This window comes from Anaeromyxobacter oryzisoli, from assembly GCF_022690765.1.
GTDB classification, from domain to species: Bacteria; Myxococcota; Myxococcia; order Myxococcales; family Anaeromyxobacteraceae; genus Anaeromyxobacter; species Anaeromyxobacter oryzisoli.
Genome location: NZ_JALCZA010000056.1, coordinates 1 through 25,822, shown reverse-complemented (window position 1 = coordinate 25,822; position 25,822 = coordinate 1). Strand labels below are relative to the sequence as shown.

Annotated in this window: 19 protein-coding genes; 3 read left to right on the top strand and 16 right to left on the bottom strand. The window is 75.6% G+C overall.

What is annotated here, in order from left to right; translation table 11 throughout:
* Nucleotides 1–48 precede the first annotated feature (48 nt).
* Together MNZ27_RS16490 and MNZ27_RS16485 are read right to left on the bottom strand one after the other, a co-directional pair.
* Nucleotides 49–1,431, bottom strand: coding sequence for an OmpP1/FadL family transporter (locus MNZ27_RS16490; RefSeq protein ID WP_242395190.1), 1,383 nt, complete (start codon nt 1,429–1,431; stop codon nt 49–51).
* A 182-nt stretch (nt 1,432–1,613) separates the two neighbouring features.
* Nucleotides 1,614–2,576 carry a patatin-like phospholipase family protein gene (locus tag MNZ27_RS16485; RefSeq protein WP_242395189.1) on the bottom strand — a complete coding sequence of 321 codons (963 nt, stop codon included), beginning with the start codon at nt 2,574–2,576 and terminating at the stop codon, nt 1,614–1,616.
* A gap of 116 nt (nt 2,577–2,692) precedes the next feature.
* Between MNZ27_RS16485 and MNZ27_RS16480 the strand changes: the two genes are divergently transcribed.
* Both MNZ27_RS16480 and MNZ27_RS16475 read left to right on the top strand, forming a co-directional pair.
* The gene (locus tag MNZ27_RS16480; protein ID WP_242395188.1) at nt 2,693–5,179 is read left to right on the top strand and encodes an AAA family ATPase; all 2,487 of its coding nucleotides are present in this window, start codon (nt 2,693–2,695) and stop codon (nt 5,177–5,179) included.
* 604 nt (nt 5,180–5,783) lie between these two features.
* Nucleotides 5,784–6,962: an HNH endonuclease gene (locus tag MNZ27_RS16475; RefSeq protein WP_242395187.1), complete on the top strand. Its 1,179-nt coding sequence runs from the start codon at nt 5,784–5,786 to the stop codon at nt 6,960–6,962.
* A gap of 405 nt (nt 6,963–7,367) precedes the next feature.
* On the opposite strand, the gene MNZ27_RS16470 is transcribed toward MNZ27_RS16475, so the two are convergent.
* The 13 genes from MNZ27_RS16470 to MNZ27_RS16410 all read right to left on the bottom strand — a co-directional run bounded on the left by MNZ27_RS16470 (nt 7,368) and on the right by MNZ27_RS16410 (nt 24,477).
* Nucleotides 7,368–8,141 carry a transporter gene (locus tag MNZ27_RS16470; RefSeq protein ID WP_242395186.1) on the bottom strand — a complete coding sequence of 258 codons (774 nt, stop codon included), beginning with the start codon at nt 8,139–8,141 and terminating at the stop codon, nt 7,368–7,370.
* Nucleotides 8,138–8,722: a nicotinate (nicotinamide) nucleotide adenylyltransferase gene (gene nadD / locus MNZ27_RS16465; RefSeq protein ID WP_242395185.1), complete on the bottom strand. Its 585-nt coding sequence runs from the start codon at nt 8,720–8,722 to the stop codon at nt 8,138–8,140. The genes MNZ27_RS16470 and nadD overlap by 4 nt, the downstream gene beginning before the upstream one ends.
* Before the next feature lie 3 nt (nt 8,723–8,725).
* Nucleotides 8,726–9,880 (bottom strand): exo-beta-N-acetylmuramidase NamZ family protein, encoded by a 1,155-nt coding sequence (locus MNZ27_RS16460; protein ID WP_242395184.1) that lies wholly within the window; start codon nt 9,878–9,880, stop codon nt 8,726–8,728.
* A 49-nt stretch (nt 9,881–9,929) separates the two neighbouring features.
* Nucleotides 9,930–11,348 (bottom strand): tetratricopeptide repeat protein, encoded by a 1,419-nt coding sequence (locus MNZ27_RS16455; RefSeq protein ID WP_242395183.1) that lies wholly within the window; start codon nt 11,346–11,348, stop codon nt 9,930–9,932.
* Nucleotides 11,349–11,439: 91 nt separating this feature from the next.
* Complete coding sequence (locus MNZ27_RS16450; protein WP_242395182.1) at nt 11,440–12,444, bottom strand: hypothetical protein; 1,005 nt, start codon at nt 12,442–12,444, stop codon at nt 11,440–11,442.
* A gap of 59 nt (nt 12,445–12,503) precedes the next feature.
* Nucleotides 12,504–14,162, bottom strand: a complete 1,659-nt coding sequence (locus MNZ27_RS16445) for a caspase family protein (RefSeq protein ID WP_242395181.1) — start codon at nt 14,160–14,162, stop codon at nt 12,504–12,506.
* Between the two features lie 81 nt (nt 14,163–14,243).
* Nucleotides 14,244–19,691: an excinuclease ABC subunit UvrA gene (gene uvrA, locus MNZ27_RS16440; protein WP_242395180.1), complete on the bottom strand. Its 5,448-nt coding sequence runs from the start codon at nt 19,689–19,691 to the stop codon at nt 14,244–14,246.
* Between the two features lie 102 nt (nt 19,692–19,793).
* A complete protein-coding gene (locus MNZ27_RS16435; RefSeq protein WP_242395179.1) occupies nt 19,794–20,645 on the bottom strand; it encodes a zf-HC2 domain-containing protein in 852 nt (283 codons plus the stop codon).
* Nucleotides 20,642–21,265 carry an RNA polymerase sigma factor gene (locus MNZ27_RS16430; protein ID WP_242395178.1) on the bottom strand — a complete coding sequence of 208 codons (624 nt, stop codon included), beginning with the start codon at nt 21,263–21,265 and terminating at the stop codon, nt 20,642–20,644. Before MNZ27_RS16430 ends, MNZ27_RS16435 begins: the two co-directional genes overlap by 4 nt.
* 12 nt (nt 21,266–21,277) lie before the next feature.
* Nucleotides 21,278–22,297 (bottom strand): lysylphosphatidylglycerol synthase transmembrane domain-containing protein, encoded by a 1,020-nt coding sequence (locus MNZ27_RS16425; protein ID WP_242395177.1) that lies wholly within the window; start codon nt 22,295–22,297, stop codon nt 21,278–21,280.
* Entirely contained in the window at nt 22,294–23,040 is a 747-nt protein-coding gene (locus MNZ27_RS16420; RefSeq protein WP_242395176.1) for a polysaccharide deacetylase family protein, read from the bottom strand. The genes MNZ27_RS16425 and MNZ27_RS16420 overlap by 4 nt, the downstream gene beginning before the upstream one ends.
* Nucleotides 23,041–23,054: 14 nt before the next feature.
* Complete coding sequence (locus tag MNZ27_RS16415; protein WP_242395175.1) at nt 23,055–24,167, bottom strand: glycosyltransferase family 4 protein; 1,113 nt, start codon at nt 24,165–24,167, stop codon at nt 23,055–23,057.
* A gap of 28 nt (nt 24,168–24,195) precedes the next feature.
* Nucleotides 24,196–24,477, bottom strand: coding sequence for a hypothetical protein (locus MNZ27_RS16410; RefSeq protein WP_242395174.1), 282 nt, complete (start codon nt 24,475–24,477; stop codon nt 24,196–24,198).
* A gap of 114 nt (nt 24,478–24,591) precedes the next feature.
* On the opposite strand from MNZ27_RS16410, the gene MNZ27_RS16405 reads away from it, so the two are divergent.
* On the top strand, nt 24,592–25,056 hold the full coding sequence (locus tag MNZ27_RS16405; protein ID WP_242395173.1) for a hypothetical protein: 465 nt from the start codon (nt 24,592–24,594) through the stop codon (nt 25,054–25,056).
* Nucleotides 25,057–25,155: 99 nt separating this feature from the next.
* Here the strand turns inward: MNZ27_RS16405 and MNZ27_RS16400 are convergent.
* Nucleotides 25,156–25,822: tetratricopeptide repeat protein (locus tag MNZ27_RS16400; RefSeq protein WP_242395172.1), on the bottom strand; the 667-nt coding region annotated here is incomplete at its 5' end.

Below are 25,822 nucleotides of genomic sequence, written 5' to 3'. Positions count from 1 at the left end.
CCCGGAGCACGTCGCGATCACGTCGGATCAGACTCGGCGAAAGGCGAGTCAGAGCGAGTACCGGGCCTGCACGCTCCCGACCCAGACCTCGCCGCGGTACGTGCCGACGAGGTGCCCCTTCGGCGAGGCCACGAAGCCGGCCGGCGGGTTGGGATCGACGTTCGGCAGGTTGCTGCTGGCGTCCCGGACGAAGAGGTACGCGAACCCGAGGTCGATCGCGGCGTGCCGCGAGAACGCCCACTGGACGCCGCCCGCCAGCCACGTGCGATCCTCGTCGGGGAGGCGCGGCGTGCGGAACTCGTTTCGGACCGGCGTCGTGTCGTAGGCCACGCCGAGGCGGAGCTTCACCGGCGCCGTGAGCTGGTAGTTCGCGCCCAGCCCCACGCGCCAGCTGTCGTCGAACCGGAGCGGCGTGCTGGTGAGCGGCGCGCCGCTGGTGCGGAAGATCGAGAGGTTCTGGATCGACGACCAGCCCGTCCACGTGAAGTCGGCGAGGAGCTCGAGCCTGGGGATGACCTGCTGCGCCACCGCCACGGACACGGTGTCCGGCACCTCGATCTTCGTCTTCACGGGACCGTCCGGCAAGGCCGCGGCGAGGAGCGCCGGCCGGTTGCTGAACGTGACGTCGCCCTTGATGTAGTGCGTCAGCGCGGAGCGGTACGCGACCCCGACGCGGGTCCGGGTCGGGAGCTCGGCCATCGCGCCGACGTTCCAGCCCCAGCTCCAGGTGTCCCCGGAGACGTTGGCGACGCCCTCGCACCCCCCGGCGGCGGTGCCGCAGCCGGCCAGCGCCAGCCCGGCGAGCGCCGCGGCCCCGCCGGCGCCGAACGCGGCGGCGCTGTAGTTGACGGAGTTCGTCAGCTCGGCGTCGAACCACTGGAGGTTCACCCCCGCGCCGACGGACAGCCACGGCACGATCTTCCACGCCACCGTGGGGTTGAGGTTGACGCTCTTGACCGACGACTTGATGGCGTGGAAGCGCCCCATCCACCCGGACTCCCACTTGGTCTCGAGGCCGAACGGGACGTTCACCCCCAGCCCCGCCCAGATCATCCCGGGGACCGCCTCGTAGGACACGTAGCCGTTCGGAACGAGCGCCAGCGACCCTGCGTCACCATCGACGCCGCCCAGCGTGGGCTGGAGCGTCGCGGGGGTGGAGCCGCGATCCCTGAACTCGGAGACCGGTCTGACGAAGTTCAGCGCGGCCACGACCTGCAAGCCCGGGATGCGCGTCAGGCCGGCGGGGTTGAAGTAGATGGTGCTCGCGTCCTCGGCCGCGGCCGCCTGCCCGGCGTAGGCGTTCCCCAGCCCGCTCCCGTTCTGCTCCGCGAGCTGGAATGCCGAGGCGTAGGCGCGGCTCGCCGGCGCACCGAGCGCAACCGCGATCGCCGCCACGAGCACCGCCCGCCGCCGCATGTCGGTCTCTCTCACGACAGCCCCCTCCCCGTTCGCCCTCTCGCCCATCGATCGCCGCGCCACATGGGCGTGTTCACGGGTCGATCTATGGACGATCGGGCGGGGGCGCGGCCGGCACGTGCGGGTTTCCCACGCACGGGATCACCCCCGCGGGGTGGCGCGGCGGCTCGGCGGGGACGGGACGCGACCCGGCCGGATCACGACCGCGGCGCGAGCTGCGCCGCCTTCCGGGCCTTCCACGCCGCGATCGCGGCCCGGAGCTGCGGGACCGCCCTCCGCGCCGCGTCCATCCCGGCCTGCATGCACCGCTTCTTCTGGCCGAAGTCGAGCATGCCCACGCCGCGGACGTCCGGCGCGACGAGCACGTCGGCCCCCTGCCGCCGGTGCTTCACGTTCTCCGCGAACATGATGTTCGTGGACTGGAGGAGGACGTCGAGGACGTTCCGGATCTGCACGTTCCCCACGTCATCCGAGATGTCCACCGCGACGACGAGGTCCGCCCCCTTCAGCCGGGCGACGTCGATGGCGATGTTGTCCACCACGCCGCCGTCCACCAGGATCTTCCCCTGGTGCGCCACCGGCTCGAAGATGCCGGGGATCGCCGACGAGGCGCGGACCGCGCGCGCGACCGACCCGCGGTCCAGCACCACCCGCTCGCCCCAGTTCAGGTCGGTCGCGACGGCGGCGAACGGGATCGCGAGCTGCTCGATGTTCGCCTGCTTCACCTTCGCGCGCACGAACGCCTCGAGCTTGTCCCCCTTCGCGTAGCCCATCCCGACCACCGCGTTGACGAGCCCGAAGTCGAACAGGTCGTCCTTCTGGAGCTGGAACGCGGTCCACTCGAGCTCGAAGGAGTCGCGCGCGCTCGCGTAGATCGCGCCGATCAGGCTGCCGACGCTGGTGCCGACCACGAGATCGACGGGGATCCGCTCCTGCTCGAGCACCCGGATCACGCCGATGTGGGCGAACCCGCGGGCGGCGCCGCCGCCGAGGACGAGGGCGATCCGCGGCTCCGGCACCGCGACGGCGCGCGCCGGCGCGGGGGGCGGAGGCGCGGGCGCGACGGGCGCCGCGGGGGCGGTGGCCTCGGGCGGGCGCGGCGCCGCCGTCCGGCAGGCGGTCGCGAGGACGGCGAGGAGCAGCGTGGCGGCGAGACGCATCGAGGGCCTCCGTGCGACGTCAGTGTACCCCACCCTCGCCCCCTCCGCCGGCCCCGCGGCCCGGAAACCCGCGGAAAAATTGACGGGTTCGACGCGATATCGCATGGTCACCGAGAATGTCCACGGTCATCGAGTCGATGGAGCTGCTGCAGGTCCTCGCGGAGGCGGAGGACATCGCGCGGAGCGTGAACCAGAAGCTGACCAGCGCGCACCAGCTCCTCGCCTTCTTCACGGTCCCGAACCGCGCCGAGGTGCTCCTCCGCGAGCGCGGCATCGACGAGGACCGGATCCTCCAGGCGATGACGGGCACGCCCAAGGAGCCCGAGGCCGTGGCGCGGGATCTCCGCGACCGGGCGCGCGACGTCGCCGAGGGCGTCGCCGCGGAGGAGGTGGACTGCCTCCACCTGCTCATCGCCATGAGCCGGGTCCGCTCCGCCGCGGCGCACCAGCTCCTCGTCGCCTGCGGCATCCCGGTCGCGTCGCTCCGGAACGTCGCCCTCTCCTACTTCACGGCCGGCATGCCCCGGCGGCTCCGGCAGGTGCAGCCGGTCCAGGTCGGTCCCGCCGCGCAGGCGCGGCCGGCGACGCCCCCCGCCGCGCGCCGCGCGCCGGAGCCGGAGCCGGAGCACGAGGGCGCGCGCGACCTGGACGGCGAGCTCGACGAGGCGCTCGGGCAGCTCGAGGCGGCGACCGGCCTCGGGGAGGGGTCGTCCGACGCCAGGCGCGGGGCGGCGAGGCGTCCGGCGCCCGGCGCGAGCCGCGCCGCCCAGGCGGCTGCCCCCGCCGAGACCCCGGCGCCCCGCCGCGCGCCGCGCTCGCCCCACGCCCTCGACCCGCAGGCGTTCCCCTGGCTCTCGCAGCTCGGGCGGAACCTCACCGAGCTCGCGTCGGCCGGCAAGCTCGATCCGCTGGTCGGGCGCGAGCGCGAGGTGGACGAGGCGATCGACGTCCTCGGGAAGCGCCGCACCAACAACCCCCTCCTGGTCGGCGAGCCGGGCGTCGGCAAGACCGCCATCGTCGAGGGGATCGCGCAGCGGCTCCTCCAGCACGGCGGCGCCGACCGCGAGCGGATCGTGGTCGAGCTCGACATGGCGGGCGTGGTGGCGGGGACCCAGCTCCGCGGCGCCTTCTCCGAGAAGCTCCTCGGCATCAAGGAGGAGGTCCGGAAGGCGGGCGGCAGGGTGGTGGTCTTCATCGACGAGATCCACACGCTCATGGGGGCGGGCTCCACGGGCGAGGGGCCCCAGGACGCCGCGAACGAGCTCAAGGCCGCCCTCGCGCGCGGCGAGTTCCCCTGCATCGGCGCGACCACCCACGACGAGTACCGCCAGCACATCGAGAAGGATCCCGCGCTCGAGCGCCGGTTCACGCCGGTCCTCGTGCGCGAGCCGTCGGTCGCCGACACGGTGACGATCCTCGGCGGCCTCGCAGGCCGGTACGAGAAGCACCACGGCGTGACGTACGCGCCCGCGGCCCTCGAGGCGGCCGCCGCGCTCTCGGCGCGCCACATCACCGACCGCTTCCTGCCCGACAAGGCCGTGGCGGTGCTCGATCTCGCCGGCTCCCGCGCCCGGCGCGAGGGCGTGCGCGAGGTGGGCGAGCGCGAGATCGCCCGCGTCGTCGCGAAGATGGCGGGCATCCCCGAGTCGCGCCTGGTCGCGAGCGACCGCGAGCGGATCCTCGCGCTCGAGGCGGCCCTCGCGGCGCGCGTGGTCGGCCACGCCGGCGCGGTGCGGCGGGTCGCGGCGGTCCTCAAGCGCAACTTCGCCGGCTTCGCGTCGCGCCGGCCGATGGGCTCGTTCCTCTTCCTCGGCCCGACCGGCGTCGGCAAGACCGAGCTCGCGAAGGCGCTCGCCGACGCGCTGTACGGGTCGGCCGACGCCCTCGTCCAGCTCGACATGAGCGAGTGCGCCGAGGCGACCGGCGTCGCGCGCCTGGTCGGCGCGGCGCCGGGGTACGTCGGCTACGGCGAGGGCGGGCAGCTCACCGACGCCGTGCGGCGCCGGCCGGCCTGCGTGGTGGTGCTGGACGAGATCGAGAAGGCGCACCGCGACGTGCTGATGCTGCTCCTCCAGGTGCTCGAGGAGGGGCGGCTCACCGACGGACGCGGCCGGCAGGTGGACTTCTCGAACGCGGTCGTGATCCTCACCTCGAACCTGGGCGCCGCCGAGGCGACCCGGACCGCGTCCGGAACCGTGGGGTTCGGGGCCGCCGCCCAGGTCGCGCCGCGCGACGCCCGCGTCCTCGACGCGGCGCGCGCCGCGGTCCCGCCGGAGCTCTGGAACCGGCTCGACGAGCGCATCGCGTTCGAGCCCCTCGCGCGCGAGGACGTCACGCGGATCGCCCGGCTGCTCCTCGCCGACTCCTCGCGGCGGCTCGAGGCGGAGCGGCGGATCCGCTTCGAGGCCACCGACGCCGCCGTCGCCTTCCTCCTCGACCACGGCGGCTTCGATCCCGCCCTCGGCGCGCGCCCGATGCGCGGGGCGGTGCAGCGGCTCGTCGAGGCGCCGCTCGCCGAGAAGATCCTCGCGGGCGAGCTCGGCCCGGGCGATCGGGTCCGGGTGGACGCCGGGGACGGCGGGCTCGCCCTGGGGCGGGCCTGACGCCGCTCGCTTGCGTCGAGCGTCGCGAGGCAAACGCTGCGGTCGCCGAGCGGGCCATACGACGACCGAGCCGCACAGGCGCGACGGGGCTGAGCATTCATCAGGTCCTCGCGCAGGCAAGGCCGTGAAGGAGGGACCTTGCAGGCGAACGGCTCTGAATGGCGAGCGGTCCGGGCTCAGGAAGATGGAAAGGCCGGGGGCGCCGCAGACGCGTGGGAATCGTTTGCGCAAGATCGGCCCCGAAGAGGCCCGCGTTTCACACCGGGGCGAGGCAGCCCCCTGCCGGCATCGCACGGTCCCGAATCGCGTGCCGCTCCGCGGCCTTTCGCATTATTAATTGACCGTGAGTGCGAAGACCGAAGTCTGCGCGCCCGTCCCTTCGCGGGAACCCACAGTTCACCATTCGACGGTTGACGCGTTTACCGGTGGGTGACGCTTCGCGAGCCCGGATCGTCCGAAGATGCCTCTCTCGCAGCGCTGGGCGGGCGCCGTACGCCGCGTGCCCGAGCCGGAGCCGAGGCGCGAAGGCGGATTCGCGTTCTCGTGTCCAGGCGCGATTGCGTGCGTCCGGGGAGGCCGCGAATTCCCGTGAGACGATCCGCTCATGAACGCACGCGATCTCTCCGCCCGCCTCTCCGAGCTCCTCCGCCGCGAGCACGACTGCATGGCCGACTTCCTGGTCGCCCTCGCCGACTTCGATCGCCGTCGGCTCTGGGTCGAGCTCGGCTACTCGAGCCTGTTCTGGTTCCTCCATCGCGAGCTCGGGCTCTCGAAGGGGGCGGCGTTCTACCGGAAGACCGCGGCCGAGATGGTGCAGCGGTTCCCGGAGGTGATCGAGCCGCTACGCGACGGGAGGCTTTGCATCTCGAGCATCGCGGAGCTCGCGAAGGTGATCTCGCCCGAGAACCGGGCGGAGGTGCTGCCCCGGTTCTTTCACCGCTCGAAGCACGAGGCGGCGGAGGTTGCGGCCGAGATCAAGCCGGTCGAGAAACCGCCGCGTCGTGAGATCGTGACGGCGGTGCGCGCCCCGGCCACGGAGGAAACCGTTCCGCGCCTCGGGGGCGCGGCGGCGGTGAGCCCGGGCGCGGCGCTCCCGGTCGCGGCTCCGAACATCGTCACGGCGGCACCGTTCGAGCTGCTCGAAACGCGAGGTTTTCCAGAAAACCCTGTCGATGCCAATTCTCCGCGCGCTGCGGCGCACGCCCCATCTTTCCGCGAAGCCCGCCGCGAATCGATCGAGCCGCTCAGCGCCGACCTCCGGCGCCTTCATTTCAACGTCTCCCGCCGCTTCCTCGAGAAGCTCGACGCCGCGCGGGATGCGCTCTCTCATTCGCATTTCGGCGCCACCACCGAGGAGATCCTCGAGGTCGGCCTCGACCTCCTCCTCGCCCGAAGCGCCAAGCGGAAGGGGCTCGTGCAGAAGCCGCTCGCGGAGCGCCGCCCCTCGAAGCCGGAGCACCTCTCCGCCGAGGTGAAGCGCCTGGTCTGGCTCCGCGACGGCGGCCGCTGCCAGTACCCCCTCGAGTCCGGCGGCATCTGCGGCTCGACCTGCCTGCTCGAGTTCGATCACCGCGAAGCCGAGGCCCTGGGCGGCCCGCCCACGGTCGAGAACATTCACCTTCTCTGTTTCTTTCATAACCAGCTCGCCGCTCGGAAGTTCTTCGGGGACGCCTTGATGGACCGGTTCAGGCGACGGTCGAGCGGTGAGCTCTTCGACTCCGCACCTGTCGCACGAACCGGAACGGCGCCGCGGTGCGCAGCGAAGAAGAAGCGCTCGGGGTGAGCGCATGGCGGCCGGGCGGTGATGATGGCCGACGTGCGGCCACCGTACCTGCTCCAGCTCTCCTGCCGCCCCGCATCGGTGGGCGAGAGCCGTGGCGAGCACCTCAGCATGCCGGTGAGGCACGGGCTTCTTCGGAGCCGATCTTGTCATTCCGGTACCCGCCCGCGGGTGGCGCCCCGGCCTCCACCTCCTTCCCGAGCCAGCCCACGCTCGCCGTGCGGGCGCGCTCGCACCCGCGGTCCCCCAGCACGGCACACCTCACGGATGTGGAGGCGGCGCAGGGACGGTGTGATGAAGGCCACGCCTGGAAGGCACGTCGAGCTGCGCAGGGAGGAGTCTGCGGCGTTCCGGCAGCTCGCGAGTGGTGTCGCGATCGGCGCCCGCCCCCGCCGCCGGGCCCCGCGGTCACTCGCGGTCGCGCGGCCCGAGCGTGAGCTGCCAGGCGAGGTACGCCTGGAGGGCGTCGCCCCCGCCGAAGGTGCGCCCCGCGGAGACGAGCAGGTGGTGCACCTCCGAGAGGTCGAGGACGAGGCCGGCCGCCACGCGGGTCTCGCTGGTGCCGCCGACGGTGCGAGCCGCGGTGTGGAACACCTCGACGCCCGGCGTCACGCCCGGCGCGACCTCGCGCTGGAGGAGCCACCCGAGCGCCACGTAGTTCCGGTTCCCCGCCCCGGGGTTCAGCCACCAGCCGCCCCCGCCGTAGGTCGTCCACGGCCCGAACCGCTTCTGGATCCAGAGCGGCAGGAAGGCCTGCACCTCCCCCGCCCCCAGCCCGCGGTCCGCGTCACCCGTCGGCAGCTCGACGAGGGGGAACACCCCGATCTGCGGACGGACCGGGCTCTCCTCGAGGAACCGGACCTTCGCCCCGAGCTCGAGATCGCCGAGGCCCCACGCCGTCGGCCCGCTGGCGGGGCGCGCCAGCGCGAGCGGCGCGACGACGTGGAGCTGCACCTCCGGCAGCGCGCCGTAGTTCACCTCCACGTGCGGCGCGGTCCCCGAGAGCCCCCCGTCGCGATCGCGGCTCCACTGGGTGGCGAGGTAGATCTCCCAGTGCCGGAGCTCGACGGGCTCGGGATCGTCGGTGAAGTAGGGCGGCCCGGCGCGGCCGGGGACGGGGGCCGCGGCGAGAGCGAGCCACGCCGCCGCGAGGGCGCACCGCGCCCCGGCGCGAGCGGTCAACGGTACAGCCCCTTCTCTGCGACGTACCGGCGGACCCGCTCCGGCACGAGGCCGCGGACGTCCTCGCCGCGCGCGATCCGGCCCCGGATCTCCGTGGAGGAGATCGCGGGCAGCGCCGGCGCGCCGGGGATCGGCGGGTAGCCCTCCCGCCCCACCACCACGATCCGCGCCAGCTCCTCCACCCGATTCCAGCGGTACCACTTGGTGGTGTCCGGGAGGATGTCCGCGCCGATCACCAGCGCGAACCGGAGGTCCGGGTGCTTCGCGTGCAGGTGCTCGAGCGTGCGCGACGTCTTCCCGACGAGCGGGTCGCCGGCGAGCTCCGCCTCCGCGGTGCACACGTGGACGCCGCGGAGGCTCCGCGCCGCGAGCCTGCACATCTCCACCCGGTCCTCGAACGGCGCGAGCGCCTTCCCGAAGGGATGGCGGAACGAGGGGAGCAGCCAGACCTCGGCGACGTCCTGCGTGGCGAGCGTCCACAGCGCCGCCATGAGGTGCGCGACGTGGGGCGGGTTGAAGGAGCCGCCGAGGATCGCCACCTCGCGCCCCGCCCCGCCCGCGCGCTGGTCCGTTCCCGCCATGACCTACTCGTAGCGCAGGTGGGGGCGGCGCCGCCGCTCGAAGGCGCGCTCCTCCGGGGCGAACGCCCGGGCGAGCTCGGCCACGGCGGCGCCCGCCTCGATCGCGCGCCGCTCCCGGTCCGACCCGCAGAGGAGGTCGAACGCGGGGACGTCCCGCACGAACTCGTACGGCTCGGTCCGCCACGCGAACCGGTCCGGCGCCTGGGCCCGGGCGTGCACGACGCAGGCGAGGCCGGTCCGGAACGGGCGGAGGCGGGCCGGATCGGTCACGGACAGCTCGACGCCGTGGCAGCGGACCCCCGCGTGCTTGTCCCAGGTCGGGACGAAGCTCACCGGTCGGAAGGCGATCCCCGGCAGCCGCTCGCGCGCGAGATCGCCGGCGAGGCGGTAGGCGTCGAGCCACGGCGCGCCGAACAGCTCGAAGGGGCGAGTCGTGCCGCGGCCCTCGGAGAGGTTCGTCCCCTCGAGCAGGCACATGCCCGGGTAGACGAGCGCCGTCTCGGGCGTCGGCATGTTCGGCGAGGGGAACACCCAGGGGAGCCCGGTCTCCCGGAAGCGCAGCGCGCGCCGCCACCCCTCGCACGGCACGATCTCGAGCTGGACGTCGAGGCGGCGCTCCGCGCGGAACAGGAGCGCGAGCTCGCCGACGGTCAGGCCGTGGCGCACGGCGAGGTCGTGCAGGCCGCAGAAGCTCTCGAAGCCGGGGCGCAGGCGCGGCCCCTCGACGTGCACGCCGTCGATGGGGTTGGGGCGGTCGAGGACGACGAAGCCGATCCGGGCCGCGGCCGCCGCCTCCATGCAGAGCATCATCGTGGCCTGGTACGTGTAGTAGCGCGTGCCGACGTCCTGGATGTCGAACACGAGCGCGTCGAGCCCGGCGAGCGCCTCCGGGCGCGGCCTCAGCGACTCCACCGTCTCGCCGTAGAGGGAGTGGACCGGGACGCCGGTCCGCGGATCCCGCTCTCCCCCGACCGCCGCCATGTACTGCGCGTCGCCCCGGACGCCGTGCTCCGGGCCGAAGAGGGCGCCGAGCGACACGCCCGGCGCGGCGGCGAGGAGATCGGCCGCGTGGACGAGCCCGCGCGTCACCGCGGTGGGGTTGCACACCAGGCCGACGCGCCGGCCGCGGAGCGCGCGGAACCGCCCGCGCGCGAGCACGTCGAGCCCGGCGGCGACCCGCCCGGTCCCGGCCGGGGCGGCGCGCCGCCTAGCGGCGGAAGGCGAACGTGAACGCGTACCGGCCCGGCCGGTTCGGCGGATAGGAGGCATCCTTGAGGTTCCAGTAGGCGCAGGCGCGGACGTCGGGATCGTGCACCGAGTCCTCCAGCACCTCGACGAGCGTGGCGGCGCCGGCGGCGTCGGCGGTGACGCGGAGCCGCAGGGCGCCGGAGAGCGACGGCGCCTCGGCGAGGCGGGCGCGGTAGGTCCGATCCACCAGCGCCTGGACGGCGCGCTGGAGCTGGTTCACGTCGGGGCGCGCGACCCGCTCTATGTTGAGCCGCCGCTCGAGCGTCTCGCGCTCGGCCCGCCCCGGCTCGCCGGCGGCGCGGAACGCCTCGAGCGCCTGCTGGAGGTCGCCGCGGGCGGAGTGGACGCGCCCGAGCGCGAGGTTCGCCTGCGCGTCGCGCGGGTCGCTCCCGAGCGCGCGGCGCAGCGCCTTCTCCGCGCCGTCGAAGTCCTGCGAGGCGAGGCGGATCTCGGCGATGCGGCGCCACTCGCCGGCGGACGGGTCCACCGCCGACAGCCGCTCGAGGGCGCGCTGCTCGGTGGCCTGGTCGTGCACGGCGCGCGCGGCGTGCGCGAGCGCCGCGAGGGCGTCGGGGTCCTCCTTGAGCGCGACCGCGGCCTTCCACTGCTCCGCCGCGCCGGCGGCGTCGCCCCGCTTCTCCAGGAGCCGGGCCAGGGTCACGCGCGCGTTCCGATCCCGCGGCGAGGCCTCGACCGCGCCGGTCCAGTAGTCCGCCGCGGTCACCGCGTCGTCGCGCGAGGAGGCGAGCTCGCCGAGGAGCGCGTACGCGCCGAAGAGATCCGGCTCCGCCTTGAGGGCCGCGATCGCCTCGGACTCGGCCTGCTGGAGATCGCCCGCGGCGCGGGCGACCCGCGCGAGACCGAGGTGCGCGTCCGGGTTGGCGGGGTCGGCCGACAGGACCACGCGGTAGTCCGCGGCCGCCGCCTCGAGCCGCTCGCGCCGCTCCGAGACCTGCGCCCGGGCCAGCACCGCGAGCCAGTTGTCCGGCTCGAGCTCGAGCGCCCGGACGACGGCGCGATCCGCCTGGTCGAGCGTGTTCCAGGAGACGTACGTGCGCGCCATCCCGAGCTGCCCGAGGGCGGAGTCCGGGTGCGTGGCGGCCAGGTTCTTGAACTCCTCCCAGCGGTCCTCGCCGGGCGGCTGCGCGGAGATCGCGAGGAAGCGCGGCACCGGATCGCGCGGCGCCGCGTCGGCTGCCTGGCTCCAGCGCGCGCGCTGCGCCGCGATGTCGTCCTTGCGATCGGCGGCGTCGATGGCGAGGAGCGCGCGACTCACCGGCACCAGGTCCTGGCGCGGCCGCGCGTGCTCCTCCGGCCGGGGCCCGCCGGTGGCGCAGCCGGCGAGCAGCACGAGCGCGATGCTGGAGACGAGCTTCATCGGGTGCCCTCTCGTGGAAGTCGGCCCCCTTTCTACCGCGGTTCGGACCCGGCGCGCAGGGCGAACCGCTCGCGGCCGGACGCCCGGCGCGCTACGGCAACGCCGGGCGGCAGTGATCGCTCGTGCAGACCGCGCCCGCGCCGAACCCGACGCACTGCCTGTCGATGGTGCACGCCGCGGAGCAGAACCCGGCGGTGTGGTCGTCCGGGGTGAAGCAGACGCCGCCGGCGAGGGCCGCCGTGCACGGGTCGTCGTCAACGCAGGAGGAGCCGGCGACGGCGAGGTAGGTGCGGCAGTCCACGAGCGGGGTGCAGGCGTTGTTCACGCAGGGGACCCCGGCGAGGCAGTCCAGGTCGCTGTTGCACACCCTGCTGCAGGTCGTGGGATCGGTCGGGTAGCAGCGGCCGTCGCCCGCGTTGCACGCGAGCCCGTCGCCGTCGCACCCGGTCGCCGCCCCGAGCGAGAGGGCGACGGCGCAGCCCTTCACCTCGGCGGCCTGGTCCACGAGGACCTCGACGTCGTACGCCACGGTCTGCCCGGAGGAGACGGCCACGGAGAGCGTGCCGTCCACGAACCCGGCCACGGCCACGTCGAGCTGGTACGTGCCGGGCGGCAGCGCCGCGAAGAAGACCGAGGACGCGCCCACGCTCGCGACCTCCGGCTCGACCCCGACCAGCCGGAACCGCGGGTTCGTGGTGAGCGCGCCGCTCTCGCCGCGCACCCCGGCGAGCACGCCGCCCGCGACGGGCAGCGCCTCCGCGTCGCGGTCGCCGAGGTCGAGGACGTCGGCGCCGGCGACCTCGACGTCCACCACGTCGGCGTGCCCGAAGCTCGTGATCGCGTCGGTGGCGGGATCCATCTGGAAGGTCCCGTCGTACACGACCAGCGACTGGGCGCCGGCGGGCAAGGTGAGCCGGAACGCGCCGTCCGCCGCGAGCGCGACCTTCAGCTCGGGGTGGCCGGCCGGGTAGACGTAGCCGGCGGTGGACGCGCCGAGGATCCTCCCCTGCACCACGCCGGTGCGGAGATCGGGCGTCGTGAGGCCGCCGCAGGCGACGACGAGCAGGAATGAACCGACGGTCACGATACGGCGCAAGACGAGCCTCCTCCCCCGCGTCCGACCTCGCGGACCGCCGTTCGGCCACGCTCCATTCGTCAGAACCGGTACCCCACCCCGCCGAGGAGCTCGGCGAAGCCGCTCGAGCGGTTCTCGCCGTCCACCTGGACGACCATCCAGTCGAGGTGCAGCTCCGCCCCGGCGCGAAAGCCGCCGCCGATGGGGAGGTCGGTCCCGACGAGCAGGCCCGGCATGAACGTGAACAGGCTCTGCCGGGGCGGCGCGAGCGCGAGGTCGAACCGCCGCTCGAGCCAGACCGCCGAGAGCCGCGGTCCGGCGAGCAGCGCGCCGCCGTGGAGCCCCGCGGGCTCGAACCGCCACGGGAGCGACACGCCTCCCGTGATCGCCTGGTACCCGAACGGCGCCGAGCCCGCCCCGCTCTCGAGCCGGGACCGGCCGAACGCGGTCGTCGCGTCGAGCCGGAGCGAGAGGGACGGCGCCGGCCACCCGCGCAGCGACACCGCCGCGCCCCAGCCCGGGACGACCCCGAGCACCTCGCGCCGGCTCCGCGCGTCGAGGAAGCCGAGGAGCGCGACCCGGGGCGCCACCTCCCAGCGCCCCCCGCTGCGCGAGAGGAGCGTCTCGACGTCGATCCGATCGCCGGGGCCGAGCCGGAGCGTCTCGTCCAGGATCTCCGGGCCGATGCCCTTCGACACCTGGATCCGCAGGCGACCGGGCTCCACGGCGACGCCGCCGGGGAGATCCGCGAGCGGCCGACCATTGACGCGGACCGTGAAGCCGTCGAGCCGGGCGGAGTAGCTGTAGAGCTCCGGCTTGCCGGCGCGCGCCACCCTCCCGACGAGCACGATCGGATCCACGCCCACCTCGGTGGACTCCGCGCTCGGGCGCTGACGTCCCTCCGTGTAGGCGTACGTCGTCCGCCGTGCGTAGTCGTGCGCCTCCGAGACGGTGATCGCGCCGTCGCCGTTCCGATCGGCGCCGGAGCGGAGCGCCTCCACGAAGAAGTGCGTGTAGATGTCGTTCCCGAGCCTCTCGTCCTCACGCGCGGCCTCGCCCCAGTCGGCCGCGGCGAGGACGACGCTCGCGCGAGAGACCTCCTCGATCGGCCGCACGAAGAAGCCGCCCTTGATCCCGGCGAGCTCCCGCTGCAAACCCTCCGGGAGGAGCGACTTGCCGGAGCCGGAGTGGCAGGTGGCGAGCACGAGCACCTTGCGGCGCGACCGGAGCCGGTCGAACGCGGCCTTGATCTCGTCCATCGCGATCCCGGTCGAGGGGACGTCGGACGCGCGGGTGTCGTGGGCGACCAGGTACCGGCGGAGCTGGCCCACCCCGTCCCGCGCCAGCGTGCCGTGCGCGGAGAAGTAGACGAGCACGGTGTCGCGCTCGTCCCGGTCCACCTCGGCGAGCGCGCGGAGCGCCCGCAGGATCTCCTCGTGCCCCGGGCTGGAGGAGAGGATCCGGACCTCGTCGAACGCGCCGAGGGAGCGATCCTGCAGCACGGCGGCGAGGTCCTGCACGTCCGCCTCGGCGAACCGGAGCGGGTGCCACCGCTGATCGTCGAACTCCTTGATCCCGACCAGGAGCGCGATCCGCCGCGGCGCGTGCGCCGCCTCGAGCCGCTCCCGCGGCACGTCGATCGGGACGAGCCGCCCCTTCGCGATCTGCGCGTTCCCGGCACAGCCGGTGAGCGCGACGAGCGCCGCCGCGAGGGCGAGGAGGCCGGACCGGATCCGCATCGGGCCCCGATTGTAGCGCGGATTCGCGGCGAGACGGGGGTCCGTGGGCGGCCCTCGTCGCGGCGCCTGCGGCGAGCGGGCTCACCTCGCCGCCGCGGCGGGCGCCGCACGGCGCGCGGCGCGCTGGAGGAACGGGCGGAGGTACGGCGCCGTCCGCGACGTCCGCGAGCCGGCGACCTCCTCCGGCGTGCCCCAGGCGACGACGCGGCCGCCGGCGTCGCCGCCTTCGGGCCCGAGATCGACGACGCAGTCGCTCGCCGCGACGAGATCGAGGTTGTGCTCGATCACGACGACCGTGTGCCCCCGCTCGACCAGCCGGTGCAGCGCCGCGATCAGGCGCGCCACGTCCGCCATGTGCAGGCCCGTCGTGGGCTCGTCGAGGAGGTACACGCAATGGCCCCCCCGCGCCCCGACCAGCTCGGCCGCGATCTTGATCCGCTGGGCCTCGCCGCCGGAGAGGGTCGGGCTGGGCTGGCCGAGCCGGAGGTACCCGAGCCCGATCTCGGAGACGAACTCGAGGGGCCAGCGCACGCCCGGAAACGACGCGAACAGCTCCCGCGCCTCGTCCACCGTCATGGCGAGGACGTCCGCGATGCTCTTCCCGCGGAGCGAGACCGCGACGGTGTCCGCGTTGTAGCGACGCGCGCCGCAGGCCTCGCACGCGACGTAGACCTCGGGGAGGAGCGGCATCGTCACGCGCAGCCGCCCCTGGCCCTCGCAGCGCTCGCACCGACCCCCCGCGACGTTGAACGAGAACCGGCCGGCGCCGTAGCCGCGGACCCGCGCCTCCGGCGTCTCCGCGAAGATCCGGCGGATCGGGTCCATCACGCCGACGTAGGTCGCGGGGACCGAGCGCGGGGTGCGGCCGATCGGCGACTCGTCCACGACGAGCGCGCGGGCGACGGGGCCGGGCACGACGAGGCCGTCCAGGACGGGCGGGGGCGCCGCGCCGGCGGCGCGCGCGACGAGCGCCGGGTGAAGGACGTCGCGGACGAGCGTGGACTTCCCGGAGCCGCTCGGTCCGGTGACGCACACGAGGCGCCCGAGCGGGATCTCGACGTCCACGCCGCGGAGGTTGTGCAGCCGCGCGCCCGTGATCCGCAGGCGCGCGGCGCCCGCGAGCGGCCTCCGCGGCCACGCCGGGCGCCCTCCTCCGCCGCGGAGCCACAGGCCCGTGACGGATCCCGCCGCGCGCGCCACCGCGCCCGGCGTGCCGGCCGCGATGACCCGCCCGCCGTGGGGGCCCGCGCCGGGGCCGAGGTCGATGACGTGATCGGCGGCGCGCACGACGGCCTCGTCGTGCTCGACGACGACGACGGTGTTCGCCCGATCGCGCAGCGCAGCGAGGGCCCGCGTGAGCGCCTCGGTGTCGCGGGGGTGGAGGCCCACCGTGGGCTCGTCGAGGACGTAGCAGACGCCGCGCAGGTTCGACGCGAGCGCGGCCGCGATGCGAATCCGCTGCGCCTCGCCGGTGGCGAGCGTGTCCATGCCGCGATCGAGCGTGAGGTAGCCGACGCCGAGCTCGTCCACGAGCGCGAGCCGCTGCGCGAGATCGGGGAGGACGCGCTCGAGGACGACCGACGCGGCGGAGCCGTCTCCCTCGTCCGAGGTCCCGTGGCGGGCGAGCCCCTCCTCCCGGAGCCCGCCGCGCCGGCGGAGCGCCGAGATCCAGGCGCGCGCCTCGCGCACCGTGCGCCGCGCCACGTCGCCGATGCTCTCGCCGCCGATCCGGACCGCGAGCGCCTCGGCGCGAAGCCGCGTGCCCCCGCAGGCGCGGCAGGGGACGCGCTCCCACCGCGACGGATCGATCCCGAGCCCCTCGCAGGCGGCGCACGCGCCGAAGCGCTGCGTGAAGGTGAACAGGCGCGGATCGGGCACGGGGAGCCCCGCGCCGCATCCTGGGCAGGCGCGGCGCGACGAGTAGAGCGCGTCCGGCCGCCCGCGCGCCGCCGCGACGAGCGTCCCGCCCCCGGCCTCGAGGGCCCGGGTCACCGCCGACCGGATCCGGCCCAGCCTCCCGGGACCGGGCGGCACCCGCTCGACCACCGCCTCGACGTCGTGGAGCTGCCAGCGGTCGAGCCGCGGCGGATGGGCGACGTCGAGGAGGACGCCGTCCACGCGCACCCCGGCGACGCCCCGGCGGTGGAGCGCCGCGAACACGGCGCGGTGCGCGCCCTTGCGCTTCCGCACCACGGGCGCGAGCACGAGCACGTCCTCGCCCGCGAGGTCCCGCGCGATGCGCCCCGCGATCGTGGCGGGCGAGGCGACCTCCGCCGCGATCCCGCAGCGCGGGCAGTGCGGGACGCCCAGGAACGCGAAGAGGAGCCGGAGGTAGTGGTACGCCTCCGACGCGGTGCCGACGGTCGAGAGCGGCGAGCCGCGCGAGAGCTTCTGCTCGAGCGCGACCGTCGGCGGCACGCGCTCGATCCGGTCCACGTCCGGCCGCGCCAGCGGGCGGATGAACTGCCGCGCGTACGTCGGGAGGCAGTCGAGGAAGCGTCGCTGGCCTTCGGCGTAGAGCACGTCGAAGGCGAGCGTCGACTTCCCCGAGCCGGAGACGCCGGTCACCGCCACGAGGGCCTCGCGCGGGATCCGCACCTCCACGCCGGCGAGGTTGTGCTCGCGCGCGCCCTGGACGAGGATCTCCCCACCGTCCGGCCGGTCGAGCCGCGCGCGACCCCCGCGCTCGGGACGGCGCGCGGCGGTGCGTTCGCCCCGAGCACGTCGCGCGGCGCCCCCGCGCGTCCGCGCGAGCGCGCCCCTCAACATCCGCCCCGTGGGCGTGTCCAGCTCCGCGACGCGCTCCGCCGGCCCCTCCCCGACGAGCGTGCCGCCCGCGTCGCCGCCCTCGGGGCCGAGGTCGACGATCCAGTCCGCGGAGAGCGCCACCTCCACGTCGTGCTCGACGACGACGACGGAGTGACCGAGCGTCACCAGCCGGTGCAGCGCCGCGAGGAGGACGGAGACGTCCGAGGCGTGGAGGCCGGTCGTGGGCTCGTCGAGCACGAAGACGAGGTTCCGCTCCTCCTCGCCGCGGGCGAGGTGGGCCGCGAGCTTCAGCCGCTGCGCCTCGCCGCCGGAGAGCGTGGGGGCCGCCTGCGACAGCGAGAGATAGCCGAGGCCGATGTCGAGGAGCGGCCGGAGCGCCCGGACGACGCGCGCGTCGTCGGCGAAGACGCGCGCCACGTCCTTCGCCGGCAGGTCGAGGAGCTCGACGACGGTGTGGCCGCGGCAGCGGATCTCGAGCACCTCGGGACGGTACCGGCGCCCGTCGCACGCCGGGCAGCGGACGTAGGCGTCGGGGAGGAACTGCAGCTCGACCTTCTCGTAGCCCGCGCCCTCGCAGGCGGGGCACGCGCCCGCGGCGGAGTTGAACGAGAACGCCGCCGCGCCGAGCCCGCGCTCGCGCGCCGCGTCCGTCGCGGCGAACGCCTCGCGGATCGGGGCGAGCGCGCCGATGTAGGTCGCCGCGTTCACCCGCGACGAGCGGCCGAGGGGCGACTGGTCGACGAGGACGGCGCCCGCGACGTGCTCGACGCCGAGGACCCCGTCGCACGCCCCGGGCTCCGGCTCGGAGAGCCCGAGCCCGCGCCGCAGGTTCCGGTACAGCACCTGGTCCACGAGGGTGGACTTCCCCGAGCCGGACACGCCCGTCACGCACACGAGGAGGCCGAGCGGGATCTCGACCGTGAGGTCGTGGAGGTTGTTCTCCCGCGCGCGGACGACGCGCAGGGCGCGGCCGCCGGGCACGCGCCGTTCGGGCGGCGCGGGCATGCGCAGGCGCCCGGCGAGCCAGGCTCCCGTCCTCGAGCCCGGCGCCCGGAGCAGCCCGGGGAGCGGTCCCTCGTACACGACCTTGCCGCCCTCGCGCCCGGGACCCGGGCCGAGGTCGATGACGTGGTCCGCGGCCGAGACGAGCGCGGGATCGTGCTCCACGACGACCACGGCGTTGCCGGCGGCCGCGAGCCGGCGCAGGACGCCGGCGAGGCGCGCCACGTCGCGCGCGTGGAGCCCGACCGAGGGCTCGTCGAGCACGTAGAGCGTGCTCGTCAAGGACGAGCCGAGCGCCGTCGCGAGCGTGACGCGCTGGGCTTCGCCGCCGGACAGCGTCCGCGACTGGCGCGCCAGCGCGAGGTAGCCGAGCCCGACGTCGCACAGGTACGCGAGGCGGGCGCGCACCTCGCGGAGGAGCAGCGCCGCGGGGACGTCCCCGCGCGGCGGCGTCCACTCGCGAAAGGCGCGCTCCGCCTCGGAGATCGGGAGCGCCTCGACGTCGGGGAGCGTCCGGCCGGCGATCCGGAACAGGCCCGCGCCCGGCTTGAGCCGCGTCCCCCTGCAGTCCGGGCAGGGCAGGTAGCGCCGGTAGCGCGACAGGAACACGCGCACGTGCATCCGGTAGGTCCGCGACTCGAGCCACTCGAAGAGGCCCTCGATCCCGTACCACCGGGTGCGCCACTCCTCGCGCCCGCCCGGCTCTCCCTCCCAGACGAGCCGGCGGACCTCCGCCGGCAGCTCGGACCAGGGGACGTCGGCCCGGAGCCCGCGCCGACGCAGGAGGCGCAGGAGATCCCTCTGGCACTCGGAGTAGAAGTCGCCCTGGAACGGCCGGATGCACCCCTCGGCGATGCTCTTGCGCGGATCCGGCACGACGAGGTCCGGATCGATGTCCATGGTCCGGCCGAACCCCTTGCACGTCTCGCAGGCGCCGACCGGGTTGTTGAAGGAGAAGATCGCGGGGGTCGGGTCCGAGTAGGCGAGGTCGCAGCGCGCGCAGTGGAGCGCCTCGCTGAACCGCATCGGCTCGCCGCGCCCCTCGACGTGCGCCTCCACCCGCCCCTTCCCGGCGAGGAGCGCCGTCTCGATCGAGTCCACGAGCCGGGCCCGCGGCGTGCGACCGGGCTCCACGCGATCGACGACCACCCGGATCGCGCCGTCCCGCGGCTCGAGCCGGGCCGCCTCGAGGGGCACGGCGCGTCCCTCCTCGAGCACGCGGCGGAAGCCGGCCTGCCCGACGGCGTCCCGGAGCGCGGCGGGGCGGACCTGCCCCGCGCGGACGGCGAAGCAGAGGAGCACCGCGTGCCCGGCCGCGTCGCGCGAGATCGCCTCGACGATCGAGGAGGGCGAGTCGCGCTCGACCGGCGCGCCGCAGCCGCGGCAGTGAAGCGTCGCCGCGCGGGCGTAGAGCGCCCGGAGGTAGTCGGCGATCGAGCTCATGGTGCCGACGGTCGAGCGCGAGGTGCGCACGGGCGCGGTCCGGTCGATCGCGTTGGCCGGCAGCACGCCGTCGATCCGATCGGCGCGGGGGCGATCGAGCCGCTCGAGGAACTGGCGGGCGTACGGGCTGAAGGTCTCCACGTAGCGCCGGTACCCCTCGGCGTACAGGACGTCGAAGGCGAGCGACGACTTGCCCGCGCCGGCGACGCCCGTCACGGCGGTGACCGCGCCGACGGGGACGCGGACCGTCACGCCCTGGAGGTTGTTCTGCCGGGCCCCCTCGATCCGGATGAGCTGCTCGGGACGCGTCCCCACCCGCCTCTGCATAGCGGCGCTGCACCTCGGGGGCCGCGGCCACCACGCGACGAGGGCCGGGGACGTGGCGCCGCGAGCACCTGCGGGCGGACGGCGGCCCGGTCAGGGCCCGGCGACGTCCACCTCGACCGCGTCCAGCGAGAGGCCGAGCAGCGCCGCCGCGTCCGGGCGGGCCGGGGGCGCGAGGGCCTGGGCGGCGGCGTCGATGCCGCGCTCGTCCAGCGTGTCCGGGGACGCGATCGCGACGAACCGCTGCGCGCCGGCGAGGCCTTCGAGCGGGTACGCCGCCGGCCGACCGCCCACCGAGACCGTCGTGAGGCCGGAACCGAGCCGCTCGCGCAGGAACACCTCGGGCGCGCCGGCGGCCGGCACGCGCACCAGCGCGACGTCCGCCGCGCTGCCGAGCTCGATCTCGAACTGGAGCCGCGCCCCGGCCCGGACCGCCTCGCCCTCCACGCCCTTCTCGATGCCGCCCGCGGGGTCGAGGACGAGGAAGCGGAGCCGGACGGGCACCGCGCGTGCGCGCCCCTTCTCTCCGGTCCACGAGGCCGACTCCGAGCCCGACCTGGGCGCGCGCGCCCACTTCAGCGCGCCGGCGCTCGCCACGAGGACCAGCGCGGCGGCGGCCGCGGCGCCCCACGCGCGGCGATGGCGCGGGCGCGCGGCCTCCGGCTCGCCGCGCCTCGCCTCGCTCGCGAGCCGCCGCTGGATCCGCTCGAACTCGAGGTCGTCCCCGGCGTCGGCGACCCTCGCGGCCGTGAGGCCGGAGAGGGCGCGATCGACCCGGCCGTCGAGCGGATCGGCGCCCGCCCGCCCGCCCGCCTCGAGGAGCTCCTCGCAGCGCGGGCAATCGGACGCGAGGTGCTCCGCGAGCGCCCGCGCCTCGGACGGGGACAGCGCGCCTTCGAGGAGGCGCCGGTAGGTCTCCTGCGTCAGGTGCGCTCTCACGATCATCCAGACTCCTCGCCGCGCAGCCTGGCCACTTCCGCCAGCAGCCGCCGCTTCACCTTGGCGCGAAACCGCTCGAGCCGCATGGTGATCGCGCTCTTCCCCACCCCGAGCCGAGCGGCGATCTCCCGCGCCGAGAGCCCGCCCTCCACGTAGAACAGGCGGACCGTCTCCTTCTCCGCCCCCTCCGGCAGCTCGGCGATGATCCGGCGGACCAGCTCGAGCTCCACCTCCGCGTCCGGGTCCGGCAGCCGGTCCGGCTCGAGCAGCGCGGTCGCCTCGCGGGAGAGCTCCTCCACGAGCTGATCGCCCGCCCGCCGGCGGGCGAGCCGGGAGAGGGCGCGGTTCCGGGCGATCGTGAGCAGCCAGGGCCCGAACCGCGCGGGCTGCTCCAGCTTCGCGAGGCTCTGGAACGCCCGGACGAAGGTGTCCTGGATGACGTCGTCCACGTCGTCCGCGTCCAGGCCCGCGAATCCACGCGCGATCCGGGCCACCGCCGGGCGGTGCCGATCGTAGAGGGCGCGCTGGCCGACGCGATCGCCGCGGAGGGCCGCCGCGACCGCCGCGGCGTCATCCTGTTCTCCGCCCTCCCGGGGCGGCTCGAGCCGTTGGGGCGGCGAGAGCACCCCTCGAGGGTACTACGGACCTGGCAGCGCGTCCCCTCCGGCCGGACCTTCCCGGCGGGCCTCGGCGATCAGGAGCCCCCCGCCGATGAGGGTCACGGGCGCGAGGTGGGCGAGGTGGTAGACGAGGGCGAACGCCACCGCGGACTCGCGGTCCACGCCCAGCCCGGACAGCGCCACCACGACGGCGAGCTCGAACGGCCCGGTGTTGCCCGGCGACACCGCCACGACGTTCGCGGCTGTGGAGGCGACCACGGCGAGCACGGCGTTGGGCAGGGTGGCGGGGAGGCCGAGGGCGGCCAGCGAGAGCAAGGCGATGAGCACCTCGGCCAGCCAGCCCCCGAGCCCCCACGCGAACGACCGCGTGAGGGCGCCGGGATCGTGCGCGGCCGAGAGGCCCGACCGCAGGCGCGCGACGAGCCCGACACGCCGCTCGCCGGGGGCGGTGGCCGGCTCCGCGGTGGCGCGGTGCGTCGGGCGGAGCGCGAACGCGGCGACGAGCCCCGCGCCCGCGACGCCGGCGAAGACGAGGAGCGCGGTGCGGGCCCACGCCGGGAGCGGCATGGCGACGGCGACGAGCGCGAGCAGCGGCACGAGCGCGGCGGATCCGACCACGTAGTCGAGCGCCGCCGCGGCGAGCAGCGAGGCGGTGGAGAGGCGGGCCCGGCGCGCGAGCAGCGCGGCGCGCAGGACGTCGCCGGCGCGGGCCGGCAGCACGACGCCGGCGGCGAAGCCGGCCGTCACCGCGGCGAAGGCGTCGCGGAACCGGAGCCGCGCGCCCGGCGGCTGGACCACCGACGCCCAGCGCTTCGAGTGCAGCGCGAGGGAGAGCACGTTCGCGCCGCAGGCGAGCAGCACGAGCCCGACGTCGGCCCGGGCGAGGACGGTGAGCACCCCGCGGAGGTCCACGTGACGCGCCGCCAGGGCGGCGAACGCCGCGACGACGCCGAGCCCGAGGAGCCGGAGCGCGCGCCGGCGGCGGCGATCGGGCGGGGGCTGGCCGAGCGCCTCCAGCCTGGCGAGCCGGCCGCTCATGCGGCCCCCGCGTGCGGCGAGAACGCGTCCACCGTGACGAACGTGTAGCCCGCCGCCCGCCAGCGGCGCACGATCTCCGCCACCGCCGCGGCGGTCTGGTCCCGCCGCGGGTCGATCCCGGGCGTCCCGCACCCGTCGTGCAGCAGCAGGATCTCTCCCGGGCGCATCCGGCGGCAGGCGCGCGCCGCGATCACGTCGGCGCCGGGGCGCGCGGTGTCGAACACGCCCCGGGTCCAGCCGATCAGGGTGAGGCGGCGGGCGCGCAGCGCGGGGCCGAGGAACGGGCCGCGGAAGCCGTGCGGCGCCCGGAACAGCGGCGCGGGCTCCACGCCGGCGGCGCGGATCGCCGCCGCGCACCGGTCCAGCTCGTCGGCCACCGCGGCGGGGCCGGCGGCGAGGAGCTTGCGGTGGGTGTGGCCATGGCGGGCGACGACGTGGCCCCGCCGGGCGATCTCCCGGACCAGGTCCGGGCGGCGGAGCGCGGCCTCCCCGAGCACGAAGAAGGTGGCGCGCACGCCGGCCCGGTCCAGGGCGTCGAGCACGGCGGGCGTGTCGCCGGACGGCCCGTCGTCGAACGTGAGCGCGACGGCCCGCGCGTGCTCCGGGCCGCGCCGGAGGCTGCGGCCGGTGAGATCGAAGCGGACCCAGAGCGCCTGGAGCGCGGCCAGGGCGACGGCCCGCGCGAGCAGCGCGGCGCCGCCCCCGAGGGCGAGCGCGAGGGCGAGGCGCTTGCCGGCGGGCATCCGTCCCCCTCGGATCAGCCGCGGACGCCGATCGAGCGGTACAGGCCGAGGATCTCGCGGGTCACCACCGGCCAGTCGTACCGCTGGGCGGTGAGGCGGCCTCGCTCGCCGTACGTCGCCCCGCGGAGCGGCTCGCGCGCCAGCCGGACCAGCGCGCGCGCCCAGGCGGCGGGATCGTCACCCGGGAGCAGCTCGCCCTCGCGGGCGTGCTGGAGCACCTCCCGGAAGCCTTCGATGTCGGAGGCGAGCACCGGCTTCCCGGCGCTCATCGCCTCGAGGAGCGTCACGCCGAAGCTCGCGATCCGCGCCGGCGCACAGTAGACGTCCGCGGTCGCGTACCAGTCCGGCCGCTCGTCCAGCACCCGCCCGGCGAACACGACGTCCTCCTCCATCTCCGCCGGGATGCTCGCCCGGTAGCGCGGCATGAGGGGCCCGTCGCCGACCACGATCAACCGCGCGTCGATCTGCTTCCAGGCGCGGTGGAAGCCCTCGATGAGCCGATCGAGCCCGTTGCGCGGCTCGAGCCGGCCGACGAAGAGCACGTTCAGCTTGCCGTCGTCGTAGCGGCGGATCCGCCGGCCGCGCGCGAACCGGCGGGCGTCCACCCCGTTCGGGATGATCCGGAACTCCGCGTGCAGCGCGTCCTGGAACGCGTCCACGCACGCCTTCGAGACCGCCACGGCGGCGTCGAGCCGGTCGAGGTAGCGCTGCAGCGAGCCCCGCATGAGGCGGAAGAGCAGGCCCGGCCGGAAGTTCGTGTGGAACGTCCCGACGACCGCCCCCGTCGCGTGGTGGATCGCGAGGAGCGGCAGCACCGGCGTGAGGGGCGCGTGGACGTGGACCACGTCGAAGCGCTCGCGCGCGAGCACCTCCCGGAGCGCGGCGCCGACGCCGGTCCCGCCGGTCACCCGGCCGAAGCCGCCGTTGTAGAAGAGCGGAGCGCTCACGCCGACGCGGATGACGTCCTCGCTCGCCTCCGCCCCCGGCCCGCCGAGGTCCGGCATCTCGCTCGTCACGATCTTGACCGAGTGGCCGAGCCTGCGCGCCTCCCGCGCGAAGTGGAAGACGTGCTCCTGGATGCCGCCGACGCTCGGGTAGTAGTACTCGGTGACGACGCCGATTCGCATGGGTGGCCCTCCGGGGCGCCACCCCACGTTAGCGCGGCGCGGCCTGCTTCCGGCGCGGCTGGAAGGGGATCACGCGCGCCTCCCGCCGCGGCTGCGGGCGGAGCCGCCGCCCGAGCGGCGCCCTGTGCCACAGGAGCGGAGAGAGGGCGAAGGCCGCGGAGATCCAGGCCCTCGCAGTGATCCAGGCGACCCGGATCGCGGCGAGCAGCGCGCGGAGGGCCAGCGCGAGCCGGTTCTCCGGGGGCCGGTCGCTGGGCACGGGGGCGAGGTGCAGGTGACCGCGTGCGACCTGGGAACCAGGGTACGGCAAGGGGCGTCTCCTTGCGTCGAATGTAGACACCGGGTTCCCGGCCGGCCAGGCGACCACGCGGAGATGCCGCCGCGGTGGCGAGCCGTGGTCCACACCTGCTAACAGACGGCGTCGATGTCCGGCCCGCCCCGCGCCACCGGCCCGCGCCTCGCCGCCCTCGCGGGCGCGATCCACCTCGTCCTCGACGCCCTCGCCAGCCGCCTCCCCGCGACCACCCCTCCCTACCTGCTCCTCGATCATTCCGGCGAGGTGCTCCGCGGGCTGGTCGAGGCGGTCGGGCGCACCACGGTCTTCGTCACGGTCTCGGTGATGGCCGCGCTGGTCAACGGCCTCATCGCCGCCCTGCTCGCCGTCGCCTTCGAGGGGTTCCCCCATCGGCGGCGCACCCTCGCGTGGGCCCTCCTCGCCCTGTGGACCCTCGCGGGCGGGCTCATGATGCTCGTCTACCTCTCGCCCCCTTTGGGTATCGCGATCGCCAGCCTGGCCGCGGGCATCCCGCGCGTCCTCGCGATCGCCTGGGTGCTCGATCGGGTGATGCCTCCGCCCGCGCATGCCCGCCGGTCCCCAGCCGGGGTCTGAGGCGGGGTCCGAAACCACTGAAGGAGATCCCGGCCTGCGGCGAACGACGCCGTTCGCGGGGCACGCCCCGATCCGCCGCGAGCACGCCGACCCATGGCGCTACCGCCTCGTCGCCTTCAACGGGCGCAGGTTGCGCTCGTGCCGGCCCGACACCGCGTCCGCCCGCGCCTCGGCGCGGCGCGCCGCGTCGTGCCGCCCGGTCCGGCGGTAGAACGCCGCCAGCCGCTCCCAGTCGCCCGGCCGCTCCGGCGCCGCGCCGGCGAGGGCCACCAGCTCGGTCTCGGCCTCGCGGAGCCGCCCGGCCGCCTCGTAGCAGGCGGCGAGCCGGCTGCGGACGAAGGCGTCCTCCGGCCGGTCCTTCCGGACCCGCTCGAGCTCCCCGACCGCCTCGCCGGCCCGGCCGAGCGCCTCGAGGACCACGGCGCGGCGGAGCCGGAGCGCGGAGTCGTCGGCGATCGCCAGCGCCCCTGCGTAGTCGGTCGCGGCGCCCGCCGGATCGCCGCGGAGCTCGGCGAGCTGCCCCGAGACGGCGAACCATCGCGCGTTCCCGTCGCGCGCGGCGACGCCGGCGAGCAGCTCCGCGGCGCGGTCCGGCTCCCGGCCGTCGCCGACGAGCAGATCGGCCAGCTCGATCCGGAGCTCGTCGGACGGCGGCGCGACGCCGACCGCCTCCTCGAGCCGCGCCCGGGCGCCCGCGACGTCCCCCTCGGCGCGCAGGGCGCGGGCGCGGGCGAGCAGGACCTGCGGGCTCGGCGCCGCCGGGGCC

Bases quoted from the DNA above. Each gene is read 5' to 3' on its own strand.
- MNZ27_RS16485 (WP_242395189.1), bottom strand. From the start codon at position 2,576: ATGCGTCTCGCCGCCACGCTGCTCCTCGCCGTCCTCGCGACCGCCTGC.
- MNZ27_RS16480 (WP_242395188.1), top strand. From the start codon at position 2,693: ATGTCCACGGTCATCGAGTCGATGGAGCTGCTGCAGGTCCTCGCGGAG.
- MNZ27_RS16475 (WP_242395187.1), top strand. From the start codon at position 5,784: ATGAACGCACGCGATCTCTCCGCCCGCCTCTCCGAGCTCCTCCGCCGC.
- nadD (WP_242395185.1), bottom strand. From the start codon at position 8,722: ATGGCGGGAACGGACCAGCGCGCGGGCGGGGCGGGGCGCGAGGTGGCG.
- MNZ27_RS16455 (WP_242395183.1), bottom strand. From the start codon at position 11,348: ATGAAGCTCGTCTCCAGCATCGCGCTCGTGCTGCTCGCCGGCTGCGCC.
- MNZ27_RS16445 (WP_242395181.1), bottom strand. From the start codon at position 14,162: ATGCGGATCCGGTCCGGCCTCCTCGCCCTCGCGGCGGCGCTCGTCGCG.
- MNZ27_RS16435 (WP_242395179.1), bottom strand. From the start codon at position 20,645: ATGATCGTGAGAGCGCACCTGACGCAGGAGACCTACCGGCGCCTCCTC.
- MNZ27_RS16425 (WP_242395177.1), bottom strand. From the start codon at position 22,297: ATGAGCGGCCGGCTCGCCAGGCTGGAGGCGCTCGGCCAGCCCCCGCCC.
- MNZ27_RS16420 (WP_242395176.1), bottom strand. From the start codon at position 23,040: ATGCCCGCCGGCAAGCGCCTCGCCCTCGCGCTCGCCCTCGGGGGCGGC.
- MNZ27_RS16415 (WP_242395175.1), bottom strand. From the start codon at position 24,167: ATGCGAATCGGCGTCGTCACCGAGTACTACTACCCGAGCGTCGGCGGC.
- MNZ27_RS16405 (WP_242395173.1), top strand. From the start codon at position 24,592: ATGTCCGGCCCGCCCCGCGCCACCGGCCCGCGCCTCGCCGCCCTCGCG.